Source organism: Hyperthermus butylicus DSM 5456, from assembly GCF_000015145.1.
In the GTDB taxonomy this organism is placed as follows: domain Archaea; phylum Thermoproteota; class Thermoprotei_A; order Sulfolobales; family Pyrodictiaceae; genus Hyperthermus; species Hyperthermus butylicus.
In genome coordinates, this window is record NC_008818.1 from 1,481,462 (window position 1) to 1,496,786 (window position 15,325).

Below are 15,325 nucleotides of genomic sequence, written 5' to 3' on the forward strand. Positions count from 1 at the left end.
AGGAGCTGGCCACAGGAACGGAGCTGTACCTACTAGGACTAGACACCCCAGACTATAGACCTGGAGAGCAGCCAACGTCTGGGGTGTAATGGCCGAAGAGCATGTCCAGACGGGTAATGGGGGCTCAGAGGTAGAGGAAATACGGGAGGCCGTGAAGGGGGCTGTGCAGATAATTAGGGAGATAAAGGAGGGCCTCCTAGCCTCCATGAGAGATTGCCAACCTGCTTGACGGCTCTAAGCTTGGCGAGGACGTGGGCAACTTATACAGGAAACTGATTGAGAGCGGGCTACCCGAGGACATGGCGAGGCAGATGACAGAGAAGTATTTCGAGACGAAACTGAATGCAATACCAAACATATCAAGCATCATAAACGCCATAGCCAAGGATATCAGTGGGAAATCCGGGCCAAAGATCTTTATTGGGGGAGGCTCTTCCCCCGAGGCTGCTGCACGCCAGCTCGAAAAGCTTGCCGAGACGCTAGATGATGAGGAGAAGAAGGAGAAGCTGCTTAGTGCAGCTAGGATGCTGATGGCAATGAGTGCAACAGAAGAACAAGAAGAGAAGGAGAAGGAAGAAGAGGATTAACCCAGCTGTCTGCGCTAAGGGTTCCTGCTTGTAACGGCCTCTTTTTACACCACTTTGACCTGTTTTGGCTCGTTGCTGCCTACGTGGGGTTCGGCGCTTGGCTGATGTTGAGGAGAGGCTGGAAAGGATTGAGCGGGAGCTGGAGAGGATTAGGAGGCAGCTGGAGAGGCTCGAGGCGTTACTCTCGTCGTTTAGTAGTGTTGCTGGGGAGGCTGTGAGGCTTGCCGCTGCCCTATCGCTCTCTGTGGAGGAGGCTGTACGGGCCACGGAGAGGCTTGTGGCCAAGCTTAGGAGGCTTGGGGGCGGCCCGATCCGATAACTATGGCTGTGCTGGAGGCGCTAGCGGGCTGCGAGGCTCTCAGCGTCTCGGAGATAACGCGGCGTGTCAAGGCTCTTAGGGGCTCTGCAAGCCGCACAACCATACGGTCCAGGCTAGCTGCTCTTGTCGAGGCGGGTGTTGTGGAGAGGCTGGGGAATGGAGTCACGGCTAGGTATAGGTTGAGGAGCTGTGGCAAGGACTAGGTATGTGCTAAAACTATTGGCTGTGCTTGCCTACCACCTGGCCCTCCTTGCAGCTGCTGTGCTGGCTGCTGTTTCACGCTTCTGCATTAAGGATGTCCGGCTGCGGGTCTGGCGGAGGCTTAGCATCTGGGGTTCAAGCGTAAACTACACCGCAATGTAGTGCCGAAGGAACTTGCTGAGAGATTCGTTGGGGCTTACCAGCGCAGGCTGCGTGAAGTGGAGAGCCCTCTGAAGCTCGTGCGAGAGTTGTTACGGAGTATTAAGTGGTAATGGCTTGGCCCGTGCTGGGTGCCCTGTCCTCCTCTTCCTCTTCCTGAGGAGCCACTCGCTATACCTCTTGGCAGCCTCGGGGAGCCATGCTAGAAGGTCTGCACGCCCCCTCTCGTAGAGTAGTACTGCTGCTGCTAGGCGGTGGACGCATAGCGGCGCACCGGCGAGCCTCGTTAGTGGACACTGGCACGTTGCATCCTCCCGTGTGATCTTTACGGTGTAGACTTGCTGGTCTTCCGGTAGCCTGCCCACGCTGATGTCTACGTGGCGTGGCTGCCGCCCCTCAACTATGTCTAGGAGGTCCCAGTGGGTGGCACTGTGCACCGGGTTCTGCTGGTGGAGCCTCTGGCTCGGCACCAGCACCACTGCCTCGTCCTCGGCGAGCCTCGCCATGGTTGCTTTCTGGGCTAGCCTTAGCGCCCGCCTCGCCAGATCCTCTGGCACGCCCTGGCTCCTCAGCCACTTGTACACCTCTACACCTCCTAACACCATTTCAGCACCCCCGTTAACTGGTATTACCAGTTCCACCCTTATAACCCATTGCTGGCCTTGACGGAGTTGCATATAGAGACTACATTCTATTCCGATGATACCCGGGTAGCACTGGTACCCCGCACGGACCACATGGGTGTCGCTGTATGAGTGATACCGCACACGAGTATGCTGGGGCTCCACGCTATGCCCGTAGCTGCTAGATGCGGGCCGGCACCGAGGAGGCTGCCGAGCCTCACTGGGACCGACGCAGCCAGGCTCGACGAGTACCTGCCACCACTGCCTAGCAGGGTTAGGGTGTACCAGCAGGTCCAAGAGGCTCTCAACGAGATGGAGCGTAGCAGCGACCCGGTAATAGTGATGCTTGTTGCTGAGTGGGGTGAGGGGAAGACAAGCATCTACAATGCCAGGATAAGGCCGTGGCTGGAGTCCAGGGGCTGGGCTAGCCTCGAGGCAAGAGCTGCAACTGTGATGGAGCATCTCCGCTCCCTGGATGGGAGGCCCGAGAAGAGCCCAGCCTACCGGCTCCTAGCCGCGATCCTCGCTGCCGGCCTCGAGCAGGCCGGGCTACTGGCGAAGTACGGTGTGCCAGGTGCCGCGGGCAGCCTCCGCAGCTACGTCGAGAACGTGCTCAGAGAGCTGACCAGTGGCGGGGGCAGGCTCGTAGTATTCATAGACGAGCTTGAGGACCTCGTGGCGGGGGCTAGCGAGGAGCAGCTAGCCGATCTCGTAGCCGGGCTTGTGGGGATCCTCAATGGCGACGTTGAGATAGTGTCTGCCCGCTGTAGCGGAGAGGGCTGCATGCCAGGCTCGCTCCACCTTATCGTCAGCCTTACGCCGCCAGCCTATAGCAGGCTCATGGGGCTGAGGGACTTCTCCACCATAGCGTCTAGGTTGAAGAGGAGGGTTCGCACCATCTGGATACAGCCCCTCCCACGCCGCGAGGCCTTCGCGTTCCTCGAGAGTCTCGCCCGCTACAGCCTAGGCGCAGGCCTAGACTCCATCCTGGAGTCCCCATCAATGGCTAACGCTGTTGTCTCAGGCACGCTCGGCAACATGGGTGCGCTCGTCTCAGCCTTCCGCTACCTTGTGTCCTGGGCTAGGGGCCGTGGCGGCTGCGGCGACCGGGTAGCAGTGCTAGGTGCCTCCGAGCTTGTCGAGGCCCTGCAGGGCCTCACACTGAGTGTCGGCGGCGCTGAGCTGCCAGCCCTCAACCCCGAGGCCTATACGAGGCTCATGGATGGCTGGGAGGCACGCTCAAAGCTAGCAGGCTTCGAGCCCGCAGCCGCACGCCGGGTCCTCGACGAACTCGTGGTTAGGGGCCTCGTGGAGGCCGAGGAGCTAGCCCAGGTGACCGGGCTCGAAGACTCCGTAGGAGATGTCATTGCCGAGCTGAACATCTACGGGGAGTCCGGCTGGCCCCGCCGCGAGCTAGGCGTAACGAGGATGGTCCATAAGGTGCTGGCTGTAGCTGCTGTCGAGGACGCCTTCAAGCTGCTACGAGCGGTGGAGCCGGAGGCTGTGAAGAGGCTACCCCAGCTAGCCCCTAGGGACGACTTTAGGCCCCTTGAAGCTCTCCTAGACAGCCTCGTCTACATGGACTCTAATGGCAGGCTCGTAGTGGCAGTCCCCGAGTCTAGGGAGGAGAGCGTCGAGCTAGTCCAGGACACGGCGCCCCTGGAGCTGAGCCGGAGCGAGGCTGAGAGGCTAGCAGGGCTCCTATGGGACAATGTGTTCTCGAAGCTAGCCGCTACGGGTGGCGCACGGGCCTACCTGCTATCGCCCAGACTGCAGCGTGTACTCTACGTCAGCCCCGAGCTTCACTACCTAGACTTCATATCCGATCGCGTGGAGAGGCTACACCTCCTACGCCGCGTATACAGCGAGGCAAACCGCTCACACCTCGTGGCTGGCCTCGCAGCAGTACTCGCTGGTACAGGGCTTCTGAATGAGCCCCTAACAGCTGCTGGCGAGGGGCTGGCGAGGGGTGAGGTAAGGCTCCACGGTGCACACGTAAGGATACTGGTCTACGCTGTGCCAGGCCAGGTTACCAGCAGCGAAGCCGAGAGACTGGAGAAGAGGCTTATGGGCATAGTTATGAGCGGGTGGAGGCCCCACGCAGTACTACTAGCATACCATGGCCCCGTGGAGCCCAGGGCTGAGGACCAGCTAGAAGCACTGGAGAGGAAGCTCTTCATAAAGATTGTGAGGCTCCCCATAGCCTCGATGGTGTCTAAGGTTCAGCTGCTAGTGCTCGGAGCCAAGCTAGCCGATGCTGCAGGAGGCCTCGACGGCGCCCTGCGCGAAGCCAGCACAGCTGCGAGAGACATGTCAAGGGCTAGGGAGCTAGGTTTCGACCCGCTGCGCCTGCAGAGCCTCCTGCGGGAGCTCGCTGGGGAGCTGCGGCCTGGCGAGAGGCTAGAGAAGGCGCTAGAGGAGGGTATAGCTGGCACCCCGCTGATAATCTTCGACCCCAAGCTTGGCTACGATGTCGAGAAGCCAACCGAGCTAAGCGGGGCGCTGCGCTACTTCCTAACAGTGCCCGCAACCAGGGCCGCCGCACAGGAGGCGCTGAGGACAGCCTACGAGTACGTTATGAGGTACCACATCCACCGCTGGGGCGGCGAGGCGGCAAGGGGCCTACTGAGCCCCGACATCGAGCGGGGCGAGGTTGGAACACTGGAGAAGTACATGCTACTACTAGCCGCCAACAAGATGGTGGAGAAGAACAATGGTACCGTACGCATCGACGTGCTGAGCCCCGCTGAGAAGGCAGTGCTAACAGCTCTGGAGCAGGCAGGGGCTCGCAGCGAGGAGGGCATCCCTGCTGGTGCTGCATGGAGCCTCCTCGTGGTGGCTGCGAGGAACCCTGGCACCAAGAGGATGCTGCTACAGTCCCTGCTCTACCGCGGCCTCATAGAGGTAGTGGGTGGAGGCAAGAGGATAGACCCTGACCGGGCTAGGATCCGGCTAGTAGACTCCGACGAGGACATAGCCCGGCTAGTAGAGAGGGCTACGGCTCTACTCGATAGGCTAGCCTCGGACCCCGAGGCCCTGGCCTGGGGCTACACAGTCTCGGCGAAGGCGAGGGGCTACCGTGCAGGCAGCCTGGAGGCATTCATCGAGAAGATGAGGGGGCTCCTCGACACGGCGAGCGAGGCGCTTAGGGCTGGAGAGAAGCTGATGGCGCTAAGGCTTCTACGGACGGTTATCGATGTAGCCGAGTACGTGGCAGAAGAGGTTGTCGGTAAGCACGTGAAGCCCGCTGCTGAAACCGCTAGGAGGCTACGTAACGAGCTGATAAGGGCCATAGAGGAGGCCCGGGAGCTGAGGGAGCGCAGCGAAAAGGCCCTCGCCAGACTGCTAGGTAGGAATGTTACACTTGAAATCGAGGAGCTCGCCAAGCTTGAAGAGGCACTAAAGATGTTCGAGGAGGTTGAAGGGCTCAGGCTTAGCGAGGAAGAGCTAGACACAAGGATTGCCGAGCTGTGGGAGGAGGCCAGGAGGCAGAGCCCACGAGACCCGGGTAGGAGGCTACCATTCTACGTGCAGGGCCTAGGGCCTGTAATACACTTCAACTATAAGCTTTGGCTGCTCGCCGAGAAGCTCAGAGAGATAGGCATAGCAGAAATAGGTGATGACGGCGTTAGACTAGGCCCACTACCGTCCAGGGTCCTGCAGAGCCTCGAAGCACTCGTAGAGGAGGCTAGGAGGATTACCGAGGAGATGGCTGATGTTAGGAGGAGGGCTGAGAGACTGGCAGAGATGCTCAAGAGCCTGGGCGTCGAACCGCCAAGGCCCGAGGCCATAGTGTTGAGGGGGCTCGAGGCGCCCGAGAAGCTCACTGTAGATGATGCACTGCAACTGCTAAGAGCCGCGAGGGAGAGGGTAGAGGAGGCCAGGAGGCCCATAGTCGAGCTAGAGGAGAGGACTAGAAAGCTCCTCGAGCTAATGGAGCAGCTCGACAGCCTAACGAGAGAAGCAGGGACCTGGCTTGAAGGCCTACGTAAAGCCTCAGAAGACGCGAAATGGGCTGGCCACGGCCTGGCATCCAGGCTAGCAGAAACAGCTGAGGACCTAGAGCTCGCGCTAGGCCAGGCTGAGAGCCTGCGTGCAAAAGCACTGGAGGCTCTTTCCGTAAGCCCTAGCATAGGAGAAGCCGTTGAGGCGGCATTGAAGCTTGTGGAGAGCGCCGTGGTAATGCTGAGAGACAGTATCGACCGTGGCCGCCGCATCTACAGCGACGTTGAGAGGGAGGCTGAGAGGATAAGACAGGCACTAGAAGCCGAGGCTGAGGCTCTCCGCGAAGCCCTAGCCAGGACCGGCGTCGCTGTACCAGAGAAGCCACGGGAGGCAGACACCTTCGACGCGATAAGGAGGCTCTCAGCCTACATCGAGGAGCTGCAGAGCATCGCGCTAAACGCGGGAGCGCTCACAAGCCGGGAGCTAGACGCCTACAAGGCTATAGCACTTGAGAGGAGGAGGCGGGGCGAGCTACTACTAAGGGAGGCCGTGGAAATCGTAGCTGAAAGGCTATCACTCCCAAGAGAGGAGGCTAAGAAGATAATCATAAGCCTCATCGAGAGAGAAATACTCGAACCCAAGCTCTAGTCATCGTGCTATAGCTGGCAGCGTATATGCAGGAGCTGGGCAAGGCTAGGAGGAGACACCAGCAGCTCTACACGCCTCACCTGCTTCTTTAGCAGCTATGCCCGCTATCCTACTAGCCTCCTCCCGGCCTAGCAGATCAAGTCTGGCCTGCCACTGTGTAGCATCAACAAGCCCACCCGTGAGACAGTTAACCCAAGCCACTATGAGCCTTGTTTCCCTGTCTCTAAGCGCTACTTCAATCATGTAGGGGCTTGCAAGCCATTCTAGGAGGCCCATCCCAATCCTCTGGAGCCGCCCCTGGGATGCAAAGTGCAGCCTTTGAGCCCATACATCTGCCTCATACCTGGACATGATGCCAGCATGCATAGCTATAGCCTTTGGAACATTATCCAGATACGCCTTAGCTACTTTATCGTTCCCGAGTTCCGCCAAGATCACTGCCTCGTAGCCTGGATCTAGGCTCAGCGCTAGAGCGTTTGAGCCGTCAATAGGGTTCTCTAGTACGCGGACCGTGAAAACACCACTTCCAAGCCTCGTCGATACGTAGAGTTTGTTTTTGCCGAGGGGCCTGGAGTAGACTGGGAATCCCAGCCGGACCGCCTCAACCACTATCCTGTGAGCTAGCATGGATAGGCTCTCCTGCATGGTTCTAGCCCTCGCGCTTGCCTAGCGGCTTGGGAGTATATGGTTCTAGGTCGTAGCGTATTATGAAGTCGTCCATGTCGCCTCGCGGCTCCTCCCATACAACCTCAACCCTGTCAACGCGAGCCAGCGGCGGGCCGTGATGGGCCCACACGATAACCTTTTCTACGGCTTCACGTGGACCCTCGACTACCGCTTCGACACTACCGTCAGGCATGTTTCTAACCCACCCCACAACACTGTGCCGCCTAGCTATTCTGGGCCACCTTTCCGCAGCCTCCCTAGCTAAAAAGTACGCCGACAAGTACGATTTCATCGACCTCCTGCAGCTTAAAGCTAACAGGTTATATGATCCATCTCTAGGTGTGGTTAGGACTGTCAGGGCTGGACTCTTATATCTATCTCGGCGCTTAAACTTCGAATGGGACGTATTCATCCAAGTTGATGCTGACACAATACTGTTAAACAACTATATCTATATTGTTATTATATATGACTAAGCATGGTAGTGTAGGTGTAGCCGGCGGTGTAGTCTTGAACGAACCCCAGGCCCGATTCCACGTGCCGAATACTGGTATGGCTGTGAGGAGAGAGGTGTGGAACGACTGCGGAGGCTACAGGCCTGTGCCAGCTCCTGACACTGCATACAACTCTGCGCTTTGGCGAGAGGGTGGAGATTGGGTATTGCAAAGAATGCGAAGATGATACTGCTGAGGCCGACACACATCAACCCCTATAAATCGGGGTTTGTTTATGGACGGAGCTACGGGAGGATTACTTCTCTACTCAATACTAAAGAGTGCAAGGAGATCCCTAACGACTAGGAAACCCGACGTCAAGTGGATAGTTTCATACATGTCGGGCTTCGTTTCTGGGAGACTAAACAGGAAATCATCCCCCTTCCTCGCAGAGCTTGAAAGGCAGAGAAGGCTCATCGAGAAATATAGATTGAAAGCCCTTCTTAAAGGAAAATACCTCTACTAACCGCTACCTGGTAAGATCGAGAAACTGGGAATGGAATTAAATAGATAAGCGGGCCGAGCGTGCCGCGCTGGCTAGAGGCCGAATAGTCCTCCAAGACCCTCGCTGAGGTCTACTTCTCTCTTCCTCCTTCTCCTCTTCTCCTTCTTTTTTCTTTTCCTCCTCCTTGGCTGGCGCTGGCGCGGCTACTGCCTCCAGGCCCAATTCTTTGGCTTTGTCTCCTAGGGCTGCTATGACTGCTAGTTCCTCCTGTACTGCCCACGCGATTATGTCCTCCTCTAGGCCTGGGAGTAGGATGCCCGCCTCTCCAGCTACTGCCTTAGCCTCTAGGAACGCCTTTGCCAGGGCTGCTTCGACGGCTCCGGGTACTGCAGGGTAGACTATCTCGACCGCTAGGCCTATGGCCTCCTTAGCGGCGTTTATGAAGTCATTCTTCACCTCCTTCAGGTCGAAGAGTAGCTGGTCCCTCGGGATTATCACTCCATCGTCGTACATTGCGAGTATCTTGAGGCTTATCTCTAAAGCTCATTTAGGCGAATCCTATGGGAAGGATGAATCGTATCCTCCTATAACCCGCCCTGATGTAGGCCTTGGTTACATCAATTGCCTTCTCTACACTACGGTACTGTACTTTCGCTTTGAATAGCCATGGGACTTGGCAGAACTTGCACCTGGATTTACATCCCCTCATTAGCTCTATTGGTGGGTATAATTTGAACTCCTCAACATATGGATCATAGTCGTCGAGATCGATCATCTCGATCCTAGTAACGTTAAATACCCCATTCTCGTCCATGTAGGCTATGTTTGGAACATTGCCTGGATTCTCCCTCCTCATTATACTCTCAATTAGACCAGTTATTGCGTTCTCCCTGTCTCCAATTACGGCGGCCCACGCGCCATCCCTGAGGAGATGCCAGTACGCTCCCTCCGCATGTGGACCGCTAACTATTACGAGATATTTTCTAGCTACCTCTCTAATTTCTGAGCGGAGTTCTAGGTATAGGGGGAAGGATACTCCATAAAGGATGACGGGCTGGTATCCCTTAGACTTCCATTCATTGGCTTCTTCTAACGGGTTTCTTCTACCATGGTGATTGGTATGTTTTTACCGTACTCCTTGATTAGTGACGCTATTATTGGACCGAATGCGTTTTTCGCACCGTATGCTATTCTCGCGATTACAGCTATCTTCAACCCTAACACCATCGTTGGCTTAAACCATGATTGTTGTGCCAGGCATATCTTGCATGATCTATCAATATATACCTCATTTAGTATCTGGCTTAATTCTTCGCTCATACAGTGGGATACACATAAAGGTCCCTCAACTATCGAGACCAGTTTTCGTATGTTTTCCGGTGTTATACCGCCGATCCCTCCGACTATCATATATGGTTTTTACTTAGTATTGTGGCTGCTTTTTCTACAATATTTATTGTGCCTGGATGACCGCAACCTATGATCAGTATTGGTCCCTTGTTTGATTCAAGTATAAGGCTTAATTCGTAGATGTCTTCTTTTGGATCGTAGAGTGGTGGCATTAGTACTATGTCGTCAATTCTCATGACCTCATTTATAACTATTACTTTGAAATTGAAACCTAGCCTCTCTAGTTTGTTTGTCGGTCCTGGAGGCGCGTAGATTGTTATGTTCTTGTTGCATTTTTGTTAGTGCGGAGAATCCAGCGTAGTGGTCTCTGTGCCAGTGACTTAGAACTGCGTAGTCTAGTTTAGATAGGTCTAATCCCAGTATACTGGCGTTGTATTCTAGGGAGTAGTATTTTGATCCTGCATCGAAAAGTACTTTCTTTCTTGCTTCTATGTAGATGCTTAGTCCTTTTCCCCTCATTATTCTTCCTGTTTTAGTGGTTTCATTTAATATATGTAGTATCGCTATTGTTCTTCACACTAAGTGCTGTCAGGACTCTTGTAGGAGGTTATGAGTGAGATATATATAAAGTGAGATATATAAAAAAATGGGGGTCGGGTTTATAGCGTTATTTTTCTCTTTTTACTAGTATTACGTAGAGGAAGTAGAATGTTGATGCTATTAGGAAGGCCATGAATAGGCCTGTTATGACTTGCACACTTTGTACTGTAGCTAGGGTGTTATATGTTTCGAGGTTTAGTATGTTGGCCAGCCTCGATATCTGTTCTGGTGGTATTTGGGCCAGTATGTTTTGGCATGACGCTGGGCTTCCTAGGCATGCGATGAAGTAGGGGTATTGGCTGAAGGCGTTGAGTAGTTCTCCTAATGCTACTGTGAATAGTGCTATCAGTCCGCCTAGTAGTAGTGGTGTAGCCTTTGATTGTGGTATGATTCCTGCCCTAAGGTGCTTGTACGCTGTTGCGATGATGTAGATTTGTGCTAGGAAAAATATCATCTTTAATACGAATAGCCAGCTGACGTCAAAACCTATAGTCCCGTCTCCTGCTTTCCAGCCTAATCTAGCGAACACATTGTTGAACTTGTATGGAATGTTCCTTAGACTTACTGCGTACCAGAGGCCCATCACAATCATTAAGACCAGGCCTATTGCAATGATTGGCGTTAACTCCTTCACTACCTGGCTTACGGCCCTCTTGTATCCCTCATCTGTTGCCTTCACATATGAGTATGCTAGTCCTCCAACTATTGCGAATGCTCCAGCCGTTACTGCTGCTATCAGTGATTTGAGGTATAGTGGCCAGTATGTTGGGTTACCTGTTAGAGCTTTTGCAACGTTGAGTGATAGTTTGCCCCCTGATAGTTCAAGACCTACTGGAATGTTTAGGAATGCAAATACTGCTCTGAAGGCGAATGGTATTAGTAGTGCTGATAGAGCGAGTAGCGCGCCGAAAAAGTAGTGCACTCTTCTACTCCACCTGTCCCAGCCATAGTAGAATCCTGTTATAGAGAAGAAGTGGACTACGATCATGAGTATTGCTAGGCCGAATGGTATTAGTGTAAGGTGTCCTGCTAGTCCTAGGAAGTCTGGATAGAAGCTTAGTAGGAAGACTGTGAATGCTGTTGCGTATACACCGGCTACCCCATAGGTTGCGGCGTAGAATTTCATTAGCTTATGGGCTACTTTATCCAGGTCCTCGTCGCCACTATTGTCTGCTTTCCTCTTTAGGTATGGCACATAAAGTGCTAGGAATATGCCTAGATTAACCATTACTATGTGGAACGCGAATACTAATGCTAGCCAGAATATGCTCCATAACATGTTATTTCACCTCCTCTGGTTTACCTGGTAGCCATAGGAATCTGTAGACGCTGTATCCTAGTGCTGCTAGTATTGCTAGGAAGAATATTGCCACTAGTGTCACGGCACCGACGCTTGGCGGGTTGACTGTGTGGGCTACATCGGGCGTCATTACTCCATAGATCGTCCATGGCTTCCTCCCTATTTCTCTTACTGCCCATCCTAGGAAGCTGACGAACTGTATGATTATTATCGAGAGCGGTGCTACCGACAGTAGCCATCTAGGAGTTTTTTCCGGATCCTTAGTCCTCCATAGGTAGAAGACTATTGCTAGGGCGTATAGTCCCATGAGTATTCCAAGACCGGTCTTGGCATAGTATAGGTAGTGTATTATTAGTGGTGGTTTACAGGAGCCGATTCTCGCTGCGTCCTCCTGAAGCGTTGCTGGGAAGAAGCAGTAATCTGATGGAATCTTATCATAGTTGGGTAGTGGAGCATTGGGATCTCCGTAAGCTAGGAGCGCTACTAATTTCTCGCCGCCTGGTAATATTTTCGTGACGGGTGTTATCTGGTCGGTGGTGGCCTCCATCGCAGCGAATTTCTCTGGGTTATAATGGGCTATTGATGTACCCATCTCGTGGCCGAATACGAAGCCCTGTATTGCTATTGTAACGAGTGCTGATACAGCTGCAAACTTGAAGGCAGCATTGACGTAATCTTTGTACTCTTTGGGTGATTTGCCATAGCTCTTTATCCTCATTGCATACGCGGCCATTATTGTGAAGGAGCTTACTGTTAATGCCGCCCCTATAACGTGTAGTATTGAAGCTAGGTAGACCGGGCTCTTGAAGGTGACCGTTGTTACTCCGACAGTCTCTATTGTTTTGACAAGTATCTTGTCCACGATGTCTTTAACGGGGACGTTTAGGATGTCTGGGTGGGCCTGAACGTAGTCTTTGTTTGCAACCAGTGCCAGTATGCTGTCTTTAACTGTATAGCCTGCCCAAGCCTCATAGACTAATCGTTGAACTATCTTTACCGGCATCTCTACTACTACGGCGTCGCTCAATGTATCCTTGACAGTCATTCCAGCGGCCTGTAGTGCTGTGACGTTTAGTGCCTCGACTAAATTGCTGGGTACGACAAGAGTCATCTTTGGATAACCTTGATCGTATAGCCATGCACCCGTGTTGGGATCATAGGCAGGCACTATGCCAGTAGGGGCTACCATATAGCTGTTTACGGAGACGATCATTGCAGCACTGTACCATGGCCCTATGAATGATAGGAATAGCAGTACGACCATGGCGCTTTTACCGAATTTCTTCCATCCATAGTATGTTAAGTATATGAATACGACTTCTAGTAGGAAGGCGAATACCTCAGCGTACAGTGGGAAGTATATGTATCTACCAGCTGCTTCTGTTAGGTTTGGCCAAAGTAGGACAAGGCCGAACTCGCTTGCCGTGCCTGTAGCAGCTCCTACTGCGAATACTATTACGAATCCCTTGAACAATGTATACGCTAGTCTCTCCCATTTTTTATCATTGGTTTTGGCATATATTAGGTATGCTATAAATGATAGGAAGCTGAGGCCGACGACGTATTGTAGAATCGCCCAGTGGGCCTCAATACCTATGAGTGATAGGACCCTGTCGGAAAACGCTGGATATTGACCCCATTGACCTAATAGGTCGGCCAATACCTCACCCATCAACTAGTTATTACAATGTTCTGTTTTTAGTTCATAACACAAGCTCAAATAAAAGAATTTCGTTTAGAAGTGGTAATTTCGAAGAAGAAATTCTTTCTAACCGTACCCATTTTGTAGAATAAGAGTTTTCTCTAGATGATATTTCAACACTATGTCACTCTCATTCTATTATCCTTTTTCCAAATATGAGGAGTCTGAAATACTAACAAGCACTAATAGGAACCCCAGTATGAGCTCTATACTCCCATACAATTCTGAAATGAGCGCTATCAATACCGAAAAGATTAGGAGTGATAGTGCTATTCTCCATGTGAGGAATGGTATTTTGACGGGAGCATTATTGCAGTTGTGAGGAAGGCGTTGATGTCTGTGAATGTGAGCATAGTCGCTATTATGGTGAATTTGAAGAGCCAGGGGTCTACGATTAATGTGAGTATGCTCAATATAAGTAGTGAGATGAACAATTTTGTTCCAGACCTTATTAGTGTACCAAGGATAGCTCCTAGTGTAAGGGCTCCTGCATAGAGTGTCAGACTCATGTATATGTTACTCGACACGGCACTTGGCATATACACGAGCTTTGCTATTGACAACATGGAGATCAATAATGCTATAATTTGTATAGTGATTCTATTGTCCTCTTTACGAGGGTTTATTAATGCTTCTGTGAATTTGTCGACTACTTCGAGAGTTATCGCTGGTATGATTGGAGTCCGCTCCTGCACAACTATTAATATCATAAAAATTATAATTATTAATATAATAGTTAAGATATGGATATCGAAAACAGTATACAATACTGACAACATTGCATGTGCAATACCAGGAGTAAACCCGTAGCTTCGAAATAAGAGATGCTATATCCCCCGACGGATCACCGCGCAGAATAGAAGCCAAACAGTAGAGGTACTTACGGCTAGGGATGAAGTAGAGAGTAGATAGGCAATCATCGCATAGCAGATGGAGTCGAAGACCATAACAAGGGAGACAGCTAGTATCGAGAGAATGGTAGATACAATAGTCTCCCTTCCTAGAGTATGCTTGGACAGTATATGGTACTGAAATTCTATAGGATAAGAACCATGTAACACCCCATATAGCAACCAATAAGGCAATATCGGTATACCTGTCCGTTAGCAGTAATGATACCTTAGCCTCAGTCAGGCTCCATACGAATAGCACACTGCCAGTAAATGCTACATACGGCCAGACCCTCAATGGCCTCCTCCATCCCCTAACACTATCATACCACTGGAGTTAAGGGGGTACATTCCCAACTGGAATGTATCTTCCCTTACAACCCCTTTTGAGAATCTCAGAGTAAAGGCCCATTATTTTACGTGATTCACCCTCAGCAAAGAAGGCCTCCATACAGGCCTCGTTTAGGTGAGCATGTAGCCATGCTACAATCACCTCACTGTACTCCTCCGTTATATTAGATAGCTGACCGCTAGCCGGACAGTGAGCTACCAATATTCCCTTGCAATCATGTGGTACTAGTAGGTGGCTATGATCCTCTAAGTAACCCTTTATCGCTTCCTCAATTAACCTACTTCTATTTACTCCCGTCTGGTTGGATAGGACTTCGAGCATTTTGGCAATAGACTCATTAATACTTATTCCAAATCTTCTCTTCACCTGTACCACCCCGCGAAATACACGACTCCAAACTCTAGTACGAGTAAGCACCCCGTCATCGCCGAGGAACTCTGGTCAAATCCAATTGCTAATGCGAGTCCTGCGAGGAATGAGAATAACGCTATTAGAATGCTCAGTGTTAAAGCCCTATAGACACCCTTTGAAGCATAGTGCGCTATGAGGCCTGGTATAAGTATTAATACGTGCTCTAATATGAAGCCGACTGTATTGATCATGACTATGACTACAATCCCTATGCTAGTATATAATGCGAGATCGTAGAGCCAGACCTTGAGTCCGGAGAGCCTTGCATCCTCAATGTCGGCTCCTATGTATACTATCTCTCTAGTCGTCGTATACGCGAAGAACATGAAAAGTATAGCGACGATCATAGATATTACCGCGTCGCTTCTCGAGGAAAGCAGTGGATCTCCAAAAACAACGGCCCATATCCTTGATGAGTACGGATACCTAGTCAAGACATAATATGAAGCCAGCACCCCGCCACTTGCAGTGAGACCAACGAATAAGCTGGTCGCCTCATCTGGATCCATGCCCTTATAGGTCAACCATCCGACTAGGTAGACGAGTACAAGGCCGATAACTAGCATCCATACTCTCATCGGGAGGCCTATAAAGACTGATAATGGTATTTAGAGGGCGGCGGCCAAGAATGCA

General features: G+C 51.9%; 19 protein-coding genes. 7 read left to right on the forward strand and 12 right to left on the reverse strand.

Going from position 1 to position 15,325, the window contains the following annotated elements; translation table 11 throughout:
• Positions 1 to 88 precede the first annotated feature (88 nt).
• The 5 genes from HBUT_RS09620 to HBUT_RS09625 all read left to right on the forward strand — a co-directional run bounded on the left by HBUT_RS09620 (position 89) and on the right by HBUT_RS09625 (position 1,269).
• Positions 89 to 229 (forward strand): hypothetical protein, encoded by a 141-nt coding sequence (locus HBUT_RS09620; protein ID WP_153801426.1) that lies wholly within the window; start codon positions 89 to 91, stop codon positions 227 to 229.
• 70 nt (positions 230 to 299) lie between these two features.
• The gene (locus tag HBUT_RS07710; protein ID WP_153801427.1) at positions 300 to 587 is read left to right on the forward strand and encodes a hypothetical protein; all 288 of its coding nucleotides are present in this window, start codon (positions 300 to 302) and stop codon (positions 585 to 587) included.
• A 97-nt stretch (positions 588 to 684) separates the two neighbouring features.
• On the forward strand, positions 685 to 906 hold the full coding sequence (locus tag HBUT_RS07715) for a hypothetical protein (RefSeq protein ID WP_011822617.1): 222 nt from the start codon (positions 685 to 687) through the stop codon (positions 904 to 906).
• 2 nt (positions 907 to 908) lie between these two features.
• Positions 909 to 1,109: a helix-turn-helix domain-containing protein gene (locus HBUT_RS07720; RefSeq protein ID WP_048061571.1), complete on the forward strand. Its 201-nt coding sequence runs from the start codon at positions 909 to 911 to the stop codon at positions 1,107 to 1,109.
• Positions 1,096 to 1,269 carry a hypothetical protein gene (locus tag HBUT_RS09625; protein WP_153801428.1) on the forward strand — a complete coding sequence of 58 codons (174 nt, stop codon included), beginning with the start codon at positions 1,096 to 1,098 and terminating at the stop codon, positions 1,267 to 1,269. The genes HBUT_RS07720 and HBUT_RS09625 overlap by 14 nt, the downstream gene beginning before the upstream one ends.
• 89 nt (positions 1,270 to 1,358) lie before the next feature.
• On the opposite strand, the gene HBUT_RS07725 is transcribed toward HBUT_RS09625, so the two are convergent.
• Positions 1,359 to 1,871, reverse strand: coding sequence for a hypothetical protein (locus HBUT_RS07725; protein WP_011822618.1), 513 nt, complete (start codon positions 1,869 to 1,871; stop codon positions 1,359 to 1,361).
• Between the two features lie 186 nt (positions 1,872 to 2,057).
• On the opposite strand from HBUT_RS07725, the gene HBUT_RS07730 reads away from it, so the two are divergent.
• The gene (locus HBUT_RS07730) at positions 2,058 to 6,482 is read left to right on the forward strand and encodes a coiled-coil domain-containing protein (protein ID WP_153801429.1); all 4,425 of its coding nucleotides are present in this window, start codon (positions 2,058 to 2,060) and stop codon (positions 6,480 to 6,482) included.
• 45 nt (positions 6,483 to 6,527) lie between these two features.
• Here the strand turns inward: HBUT_RS07730 and HBUT_RS07735 are convergent, their stop codons facing one another.
• Both HBUT_RS07735 and HBUT_RS07740 read right to left on the reverse strand, forming a co-directional pair.
• Complete coding sequence (locus tag HBUT_RS07735; RefSeq protein ID WP_011822620.1) at positions 6,528 to 7,127, reverse strand: hypothetical protein; 600 nt, start codon at positions 7,125 to 7,127, stop codon at positions 6,528 to 6,530.
• Positions 7,128 to 7,131: 4 nt separating this feature from the next.
• Positions 7,132 to 7,440, reverse strand: coding sequence for an acylphosphatase (locus HBUT_RS07740; protein WP_048061573.1), 309 nt, complete (start codon positions 7,438 to 7,440; stop codon positions 7,132 to 7,134).
• A gap of 437 nt (positions 7,441 to 7,877) precedes the next feature.
• Here HBUT_RS07740 and HBUT_RS07745 point away from each other — a divergent pair, with 437 nt between their 5' ends.
• Positions 7,878 to 8,108, forward strand: coding sequence for a hypothetical protein (locus HBUT_RS07745; RefSeq protein WP_048061574.1), 231 nt, complete (start codon positions 7,878 to 7,880; stop codon positions 8,106 to 8,108).
• Positions 8,109 to 8,144: 36 nt separating this feature from the next.
• Here HBUT_RS07745 and HBUT_RS07750 read toward each other — a convergent pair whose 3' ends face one another.
• From HBUT_RS07750 to HBUT_RS07785, 9 genes are all read right to left on the reverse strand, one after another.
• Positions 8,145 to 8,600: an uL10 family ribosomal protein gene (locus tag HBUT_RS07750; RefSeq protein ID WP_011822622.1), complete on the reverse strand. Its 456-nt coding sequence runs from the start codon at positions 8,598 to 8,600 to the stop codon at positions 8,145 to 8,147.
• A gap of 34 nt (positions 8,601 to 8,634) precedes the next feature.
• Positions 8,635 to 8,943: a hypothetical protein gene (locus tag HBUT_RS09070; RefSeq protein WP_011822623.1), complete on the reverse strand. Its 309-nt coding sequence runs from the start codon at positions 8,941 to 8,943 to the stop codon at positions 8,635 to 8,637.
• Between the two features lie 233 nt (positions 8,944 to 9,176).
• Positions 9,177 to 9,314 (reverse strand): hypothetical protein, encoded by a 138-nt coding sequence (locus tag HBUT_RS09630; RefSeq protein WP_153801430.1) that lies wholly within the window; start codon positions 9,312 to 9,314, stop codon positions 9,177 to 9,179.
• Between the two features lie 363 nt (positions 9,315 to 9,677).
• Entirely contained in the window at positions 9,678 to 9,956 is a 279-nt protein-coding gene (locus tag HBUT_RS10145; protein ID WP_110138765.1) for an MBL fold metallo-hydrolase, read from the reverse strand.
• 148 nt (positions 9,957 to 10,104) lie between these two features.
• A complete protein-coding gene (locus HBUT_RS07765; RefSeq protein ID WP_011822624.1) occupies positions 10,105 to 11,316 on the reverse strand; it encodes a cytochrome ubiquinol oxidase subunit I in 1,212 nt (403 codons plus the stop codon).
• A gap of 1 nt (position 11,317) precedes the next feature.
• Positions 11,318 to 12,997: a cytochrome ubiquinol oxidase subunit I gene (locus HBUT_RS07770; protein ID WP_011822625.1), complete on the reverse strand. Its 1,680-nt coding sequence runs from the start codon at positions 12,995 to 12,997 to the stop codon at positions 11,318 to 11,320.
• A 311-nt stretch (positions 12,998 to 13,308) separates the two neighbouring features.
• Positions 13,309 to 13,734, reverse strand: a complete 426-nt coding sequence (locus tag HBUT_RS09900) for a hypothetical protein (RefSeq protein WP_011822626.1) — start codon at positions 13,732 to 13,734, stop codon at positions 13,309 to 13,311.
• Between the two features lie 532 nt (positions 13,735 to 14,266).
• A complete protein-coding gene (locus HBUT_RS07780; RefSeq protein ID WP_011822627.1) occupies positions 14,267 to 14,647 on the reverse strand; it encodes a CopG family ribbon-helix-helix protein in 381 nt (126 codons plus the stop codon).
• Entirely contained in the window at positions 14,644 to 15,300 is a 657-nt protein-coding gene (locus HBUT_RS07785) for a metal ABC transporter permease (protein WP_228546812.1), read from the reverse strand. The genes HBUT_RS07780 and HBUT_RS07785 overlap by 4 nt, the downstream gene beginning before the upstream one ends.
• Between the last annotated feature and the right edge of the window lie 25 nt (positions 15,301 to 15,325).

What these genes read in the sequence shown, in the direction of transcription:
- HBUT_RS07730 (WP_153801429.1), top strand. Translation starts at nt 2,058, where the DNA reads ATGCCCGTAGCTGCTAGATGCGGGCCGGCACCGAGGAGGCTGCCGAGC.
- HBUT_RS09630 (WP_153801430.1), bottom strand. Translation starts at nt 9,314, where the DNA reads ATGGTGTTAGGGTTGAAGATAGCTGTAATCGCGAGAATAGCATACGGT.
- HBUT_RS07750 (WP_011822622.1), bottom strand. Translation starts at nt 8,600, where the DNA reads ATGTACGACGATGGAGTGATAATCCCGAGGGACCAGCTACTCTTCGAC.
- HBUT_RS09620 (WP_153801426.1), top strand. Translation starts at nt 89, where the DNA reads ATGGCCGAAGAGCATGTCCAGACGGGTAATGGGGGCTCAGAGGTAGAG.
- HBUT_RS07745 (WP_048061574.1), top strand. Translation starts at nt 7,878, where the DNA reads ATGGACGGAGCTACGGGAGGATTACTTCTCTACTCAATACTAAAGAGT.
- HBUT_RS07740 (WP_048061573.1), bottom strand. Translation starts at nt 7,440, where the DNA reads ATGAAATCGTACTTGTCGGCGTACTTTTTAGCTAGGGAGGCTGCGGAA.
- HBUT_RS07710 (WP_153801427.1), top strand. Translation starts at nt 300, where the DNA reads ATGGCGAGGCAGATGACAGAGAAGTATTTCGAGACGAAACTGAATGCA.
- HBUT_RS09070 (WP_011822623.1), bottom strand. Translation starts at nt 8,943, where the DNA reads ATGAGGAGGGAGAATCCAGGCAATGTTCCAAACATAGCCTACATGGAC.
- HBUT_RS07720 (WP_048061571.1), top strand. Translation starts at nt 909, where the DNA reads ATGGCTGTGCTGGAGGCGCTAGCGGGCTGCGAGGCTCTCAGCGTCTCG.
- HBUT_RS10145 (WP_110138765.1), bottom strand. Translation starts at nt 9,956, where the DNA reads ATGAGGGGAAAAGGACTAAGCATCTACATAGAAGCAAGAAAGAAAGTA.
- HBUT_RS07735 (WP_011822620.1), bottom strand. Translation starts at nt 7,127, where the DNA reads ATGCAGGAGAGCCTATCCATGCTAGCTCACAGGATAGTGGTTGAGGCG.
- HBUT_RS07725 (WP_011822618.1), bottom strand. Translation starts at nt 1,871, where the DNA reads ATGGTGTTAGGAGGTGTAGAGGTGTACAAGTGGCTGAGGAGCCAGGGC.
- HBUT_RS07765 (WP_011822624.1), bottom strand. Translation starts at nt 11,316, where the DNA reads ATGTTATGGAGCATATTCTGGCTAGCATTAGTATTCGCGTTCCACATA.